This window comes from Pseudoalteromonas sp. (genome assembly GCF_041629635.1).
Taxonomy (GTDB): Bacteria; Pseudomonadota; Gammaproteobacteria; order Enterobacterales; family Alteromonadaceae; genus Pseudoalteromonas.
In genome coordinates, this window is record NZ_JBFKMX010000038.1 from 21,520 (window position 1) to 28,078 (window position 6,559).

Sequence of the window (6,559 nt, forward strand, 5' to 3'; positions counted from 1 at the left end):
TAGGTAGTTGGCAAATAATTAACTAAATTTGATTTGAGTTAATCATGATTTAAATCAATTTTTACAGTACATTTAGCGCGAAAATAAACGCAACAACCTATTAAACGAATAACAACAATAATAAATCGAACTCACAAGGGGCAATTATGAGTGAACTAGCAGCAAGCATCATGATCGTTGATGACCACCCATTATTTCGCAAAGGTCTACGCCAACTTATTGAGCTAGAAGATGAAATAGAAGTTATCGGTGAAGCAAGCAATGGCCGTGACGCAATATCACTTGCCGCAGAACTCGAACCTGACCTGATTATTTTAGATCTTAATATGCAAGGAATTGATGGCCTCGAAACTGTGAAAGAAATGCGTAAATTAGAAATTACCTCGCGCATTATTATGCTAACTGTTTCAGACAATGACGAAGATGTCGTCACTGCAATTTCAAATGGTGCTGATGGTTATTTGTTAAAAGATATGGAGCCGGAAGATATTGTCCACAATATTAAAATGGCTGTCACCGGTAAAATGGCGATAAGTCCAACCTTAACAGAAGCGCTAGCAACCGCATTGCGTAAACCAGACAAACCAAAAGACAACCCACTAAACAGCCTGACCAGTCGTGAATTAGAAATTCTAAAACTCATTGCAAAAGGTCTGAGCAATAAATTAATTGCCAGAGAACTTGATATCTCTGATGGCACAGTGAAAGTGCATGTTAAACATCTACTTAAAAAATTAAATTTCCGCTCGCGTATCGAAGCCGCTGTGTGGATGGTCGATTTACAAAAATAGAGGTCTCAATATGAGTTGCGATTGCGATAGTTATCAACAACATTTGCTTCCATTCACTACGGCTTATGCAAACTTAATAGCACATGCACAATGCTCTTTAGCAAGTGAAACCATACCACTGCTGCAAGCAACCGGGAGAATACTCAGCCAAGCAGTAATTTCACCAGTCAATGTGCCACCACATAATAACTCTGCAATGGATGGCTATGCATTTAAGTTTAACGATTTAGCAGAGCATCAGAATTTAACACTTGTTGGTACTGCACTCGCTGGCCATCCTTACAGCAATAGAATCAACCATGGCGAATGTATTCGTATTATGACGGGTGCGCCAATACCAAGTTCGGTCGATACGGTGGTGATGCAGGAAATGACCTGTGCAACAGATAATGTCATCAGTATCAAGGATGCGCATAAGTTAAAACTCGGCGCAAATGTTCGACAATGTGCCGAAGATATCGCACTGGGCCAAACAATATTAAACCAAGGCCATACTCTAAAAGCAGCGGACATCGGTTTACTCGCCTCTTTAGGTATTCACCAAATAACGGTTTATCAAAAAATTACGGTTGCTGTATTATCGACTGGTGATGAACTGGTATCACCCGGCGATACACTTGCGCCCGGTCAAATTTATGAGTCAAATCGCCATACATTAATTGCTTACCTACAGCAGCTTCCGGTTAACATCGTTGACCTTGGCATAATCAAAGATAGTAAAGAAGCGATCCGTGAAGCCTTCTGGCATGCTGATGAAGTAGCCGATGTAGTGATTTCTTCAGGAGGTGTATCAGTCGGTGAAGCAGACTTTATCAAAGATATTCTTAACGAACTGGGTGAAATCAACTTTTGGAAACTGGCTATCAAGCCTGGCAAACCCTTTGCTTATGGCCAGCTTGCCAATAGTCACTTTATCGGCTTACCGGGTAACCCTGTTTCTGCCACAGTAACCTTCGAGCAGCTGGCTTTACCATTTATTCAAACCTTAATGGGCACACAAGCAAAATCACAAACCAAACTTCTCGCTACCGCAACCAGTGATTTTAAAAAGCGTCCAGGTCGATTTGAATTTCAGCGCGCCATTGCCACCGAGCAAGACGGCAAGTGGCAGGTGGTTTCTGTTGGTGCGCAAGGATCTGGCATTCTTTCCTCAATGTCGCGGGCCAATTGCTACGTGTTGCTAGAAGAAAACTCAAACGGTGCCGCAATAGGCGATACAGTCACCATCGCTCTGTTTTAACGCATAGCTCAAATAATATTTGCTAAAAATGCACCCTTCGCGGTGCATTTTTTTCGTCTTTTCCACTCTACCCATCAAGAGGTAGCACAAACATTAGCTTGATCTAGATCAAATCAACTTAACTCCAAAAATATTAAAACACTATATATAGACAAAATACAAAACAACAACACCATATATAGTATGCGATATTCTAATATTCAGACCACATGGCAAGAAGTGCCAAACGAATTCAGCCTGGTTTTTTCCATTGTCGGCTGTCCACTCGCCTGCAAAGGTTGTCATAGTGCCAAAACATGGAACAGCAAGGCTGGCAAAGCCCTAACAGTAACTTTGCTCGAACATTATCTAAACCAATATCGCGACTATATCTCGTGTGTCTGTTTTTTAGGTGGCGAATGGCATGAACAACAACTTATTGAGTATTTGCAACGTATTCGACACGCCAAGCTTAAAACTTGCCTATACACCGGGCTCAGTCAATGTTTGTTATCACAAGCCTTAATAAACCAACTGGATTATCTCAAAACCGGCAGCTGGCAAGCGAAATTAGGAGGCTTAGACAGCCCACGAAGCAACCAACGATTTTTCGATTTAAACACCCATTCTGATTTAACTCATGTTTTTAGAAGGAATTAACTGTGCTCACTCTTAATCATCAACAAATCAAACAAAAGCTTAATTTTATAGACGAATATAAAGCGGCTTGTACGCCAGCTGATGGTACACACTTTGATGCCAATGCCAATGTCACCTGCAAAAACTTAGCCACACTCGAAGCCGAAATGATGAAAGACTGCTTTATTCAGATTAACCGTAAGGTAATGTATAACAAAATTGCTGAACTATTTGATCATGAGTTAGCGCATGAATATGTTCGGCAGATTGAAGCTCACGAAATCTATGTGCATGATGAAACTAGTCTCAAGCCATACTGTGTTAGCCTAAGCATGTACCCCTTTTTATTAGATGGGTTAACCAAATTAGGCGGCGAATCAAAAGCGCCAAAACATATTGAAAGTTTTTGCGGCAGTTTTGTCAATCTCGTATTTGCAATAAGCAGTCAATTTGCAGGCGCCGTCGCCACAGTAGAGTTTTTAACTTACTTCGATTATTTTGCCCGTAAGGATTATGGCGATGATTATTTAAATACGCATACTTCGCAAATCGCTAATCATTTACAGCATGTGGTATACGCCCTTAACCAACCGGCGGCGGCACGGGGCTATCAAAGTGTATTTTGGAATATTAGTATTTATGATCAGCACTACTTTCAAAGTATATTTGCTGACTTTGTCTTCCCCGATTTTAGCAAACCTGATTGGCATAGTGTTGAACAATTGCAATGGTATTTTCTTGATTGGTTTAACGCCGAGCGCGAACGCGCGTTATTGACCTTCCCGGTGGTGACCGTCGCCATGCTCAGTGATGAAATGAAAGTAAAAGATCAACAATTCGCCTGCCAGATTGCCAAACAGCTCGCAAATGGCAACAGCTTTTTCACTTATCTATCAACCAGTGCAGACTCTCTGGCATCTTGCTGTCGATTACGTAATGAAATGATTGATAACACCTTTTCTTATTCACTTGGGGCAGGGGGAGTCGCCACGGGTTCAATCAATGTGATTACCTTAAATATGAATCGCTTAGTTCAGTGTGGTCTCGACTTAAAGCAACAGGTTGAAAAAATTCATAAATACCAAGTTGCCTACCGTAAAGTAATGGAAGAGTATCTCGCTGCAGGCCTTCTAACCGTTTATGATGCGGGGTTTATTCAGCTGGATAAACAGTTTTTAACTATAGGTGTTAATGGCATGGCAGAAGCCGCTGAATTCCTCGGCATTGAAGTGAACAACAATTCAGATTATCAAAAATTTATAAACCAACAACTCAAAACTATTTTTGATGCAAACCAGCAAGCAAAACAACACTATGGCTATTTGTTTAACACAGAATTTGTACCAGCGGAGAATTTAGGCGTAAAGAATGCGAAGTGGGATAAACAAAGTCAGCTCAGAGTGCCTAGGGATTGCTATAACAGCTATTTTTATCTAGTTGAAGATGAGCACTGTACCCATTTAGATAAACTCATGCTACATGGCAGCCAATTCACCCAATACCTTGATGGCGGCAGTGCTCTACATCTTAATTTAGACGAACACCTCAGCGCACCCGCTTATTTACAACTACTCAATATTGCAGCCAAAACGGGGTGTAATTATTTTTGTATTAATGTCAAAAGTACGCTGTGTTACGACTGCGGCTATATAGATAAACAAACTCAACAACATTGCAGCGCATGCGGTAGCCTTGAAATCGACTATGCAACTCGGGTTATCGGCTATTTAAAGCCTGTAACAGCCTTTAGTAAAGGACGCAGAATTGAACACAGTGGGCGGCACTATCACCAAAGCAAGTTAGCAAAAATGTCTAACATACCAACACATTAGGATAAGGAAATGACAGTATCAGTCAACTGAAGCAACTCGTCTTCATTGTGAGATATCATCAGCATAGGCACATGGAGTGTGTCTTTCACTTCATTAAGGTAATGTAACAACTCGAATTTCTGTTTTTTGTCGATACCATTAAGTGGCTCATCTAATAACAACATACTTGGCGAACTTAATAGTGCACGTGCAATGGCAACTCTTTGTTGCTCTCCCCCAGATAAATAATGCGTATTACGTGAGAGCAAGCCATTTAGTTTCATAGTATTAACGACTTGTTCGAAAGTGAATGTTTTTACTTTCGAACGTTTAAGGGAAAAGCGTAAGTTATCTTCAACGTTTAGATGCGGAAAAAGGCGGGCATTTTGAAAAACATACCCTAAGTTTCGCTGTTGTGGTGACAAGAAAATCGCGTCCGATTGCAACACTTTTTGCTGCACTATCACGCGCCCTTTCGCCTGTTGCTCAAGCCCAGCAATTATTCGAAACAAGGTCGATTTGCCACAACCTGAATCCCCCATAATGCCTAAGCAAGTCTGACTAGCATCAGTGAACAACTGGTAAGAAAAATCACGTTGACCTAAAGTTATTGCAACATCAATATCTAACATAACTAACGTGGTCGCTTAAAATAATTAATTAACGCTAAACTGCATATTGCAAATACTAATAAGCCTGCGGAAATAGAGTGAGCTTTTTTATATTCCATAGCTTCAACAGCATCAAATAATGCAATGGAAAGCACTTGGGTTTCGCCGGGAATATTACCGCCAATCATTAAAATTACCCCAAACTCGCCTACTGTATGGGCAAAACAGAGTAACCCTGAACTAATAATTCCATTGCGACAAATAGGTAATACAACCTGCAAGAATGTATCGAGTTTAGATGCGCCTAAAGAGTATGCCGTTTCTAATAATCCACGGTCCATTTGGGTAAATGTAGCCTGAAGTGGTTGGATTACAAATGGAAATGAATAAATAAGAGAGCCCACTAAAATTCCCCAAAACGAAAATGCTAATGACTGATTTGTCAAAGCTTCAAATGTCGAACCTACTAAACTATTTGGTGAAAAGGCAATCAGTAAATAAAAGCCTAAAACAGTTGGTGGTAACACAATTGGTAAAGCGACCATTGACTCAATTAATCGTGCAAAAAAAGTATTGCTTTGGCTTAACCACCACGCGAGTGGAATACCGATTAATAATAAAATGGCTGTGGTACAAAAAGCCAATTTAAAGGTTAACCAAAATGCTTGATATACCAGAGTTTCAAACATATTAACGATACCCAAATTCGGCTAACTGCTGTTTAACAGGTGCTGAATTTAAGTAGTTCAACAAAGCCAATGCCTGCTGTTGCTGTTTTGAGCGCGCAATAATCACTCCAGCTTGTGGAATTTTTGCTTCAACAACATCCAAACGTTCATAAAAGTGTTCATCTATGCCCTTTAAACGCACGTGACTTAAGGAGACAAAGCCTGCTTCAGCATTTCCTGTATCTACGACTTGAAAAGTTTGTGCAATATTATTTGTAGTAATTTTACGTACTTTCAATGGCTTAATGAATTTATTGATATATGCTTGGGTAGCAATGCCGTATGGCGCATGTTTGCTGTTTGCAACTGCTATTGTCAGGTGTTCTTGCTCATTCAATGTCGAAAGTGAAACGGTATTGCCTGGTGAATAAAACACTAATTCACCAATTGCGTAAATTTGCTTACTATTTTCAACAGCTATCCCTTTAGTTAATAATAGGTCTACTTTCTCTTCATCTGCGGAGAGAAATAAATCGAATGGCGCACCATGAATAATTTGTTGGAATAACACACCTGATGACGCGGACGATAAACTGACTTCGACATTAAAGCTCTTTTCGAAACCAGAAATGACCTGCTGTAAAGGGGCTTTAAAATTACTGGCCACTGCAATTCGCAAGGGCTGCGCATTAGCAGTGCCTGATACAAATAACCAACAAATAAAGTAAAGCTGCAAGCAAAACCGCACTTAAAGTTACTCCCAATTTAAATAAGCCGTTTGATCTTTATCTGCAGGTGTTAACCATACATCCGCGTGTGT

At 40.3% G+C, this 6,559-nt stretch carries 7 protein-coding genes; 4 read left to right on the forward strand and 3 right to left on the reverse strand.

What is annotated here, in order from left to right:
• The first annotated feature begins 146 nt into the window (after positions 1-146).
• From narL to nrdD, 4 genes are all read left to right on the forward strand, one after another.
• On the forward strand, positions 147-791 hold the full coding sequence (narL, locus tag ABYD77_RS07740; protein ID WP_372768628.1) for a two-component system response regulator NarL: 645 nt from the start codon (positions 147-149) through the stop codon (positions 789-791).
• Between the two features lie 10 nt (positions 792-801).
• Positions 802-2,031, forward strand: coding sequence for a gephyrin-like molybdotransferase Glp (glp, locus tag ABYD77_RS07745; protein WP_372768630.1), 1,230 nt, complete (start codon positions 802-804; stop codon positions 2,029-2,031).
• 183 nt (positions 2,032-2,214) lie between these two features.
• Positions 2,215-2,670, forward strand: coding sequence for an anaerobic ribonucleoside-triphosphate reductase activating protein (nrdG, locus tag ABYD77_RS07750; protein WP_372768632.1), 456 nt, complete (start codon positions 2,215-2,217; stop codon positions 2,668-2,670).
• 2 nt (positions 2,671-2,672) lie between these two features.
• Positions 2,673-4,481, forward strand: a complete 1,809-nt coding sequence (gene nrdD / locus ABYD77_RS07755; protein WP_372768634.1) for an anaerobic ribonucleoside-triphosphate reductase — start codon at positions 2,673-2,675, stop codon at positions 4,479-4,481.
• Here the strand turns inward: nrdD and ABYD77_RS07760 are convergent.
• From ABYD77_RS07760 to modA, 3 genes are read right to left on the reverse strand one after another with little or no spacing between them, the layout of a single operon-like run.
• Positions 4,478-5,092, reverse strand: a complete 615-nt coding sequence (locus ABYD77_RS07760; RefSeq protein ID WP_372768636.1) for an ATP-binding cassette domain-containing protein — start codon at positions 5,090-5,092, stop codon at positions 4,478-4,480. The genes nrdD and ABYD77_RS07760 overlap by 4 nt on opposite strands.
• Before the next feature lie 2 nt (positions 5,093-5,094).
• Positions 5,095-5,760 carry a molybdate ABC transporter permease subunit gene (gene modB / locus ABYD77_RS07765; RefSeq protein ID WP_372768638.1) on the reverse strand — a complete coding sequence of 222 codons (666 nt, stop codon included), beginning with the start codon at positions 5,758-5,760 and terminating at the stop codon, positions 5,095-5,097.
• Between the two features lies 1 nt (position 5,761).
• Positions 5,762-6,487 (reverse strand): molybdate ABC transporter substrate-binding protein, encoded by a 726-nt coding sequence (gene modA, locus ABYD77_RS07770; RefSeq protein ID WP_372768640.1) that lies wholly within the window; start codon positions 6,485-6,487, stop codon positions 5,762-5,764.
• Positions 6,488-6,559 lie beyond the last annotated feature (72 nt).

Coding starts and splice junctions, on each gene's coding strand:
- nrdG (WP_372768632.1), top strand. CDS start 2,215: ATGCGATATTCTAATATTCAGACCACATGGCAAGAAGTGCCAAACGAA.
- narL (WP_372768628.1), top strand. CDS start 147: ATGAGTGAACTAGCAGCAAGCATCATGATCGTTGATGACCACCCATTA.
- glp (WP_372768630.1), top strand. CDS start 802: ATGAGTTGCGATTGCGATAGTTATCAACAACATTTGCTTCCATTCACT.
- modB (WP_372768638.1), bottom strand. CDS start 5,760: ATGTTTGAAACTCTGGTATATCAAGCATTTTGGTTAACCTTTAAATTG.
- ABYD77_RS07760 (WP_372768636.1), bottom strand. CDS start 5,092: ATGTTAGATATTGATGTTGCAATAACTTTAGGTCAACGTGATTTTTCT.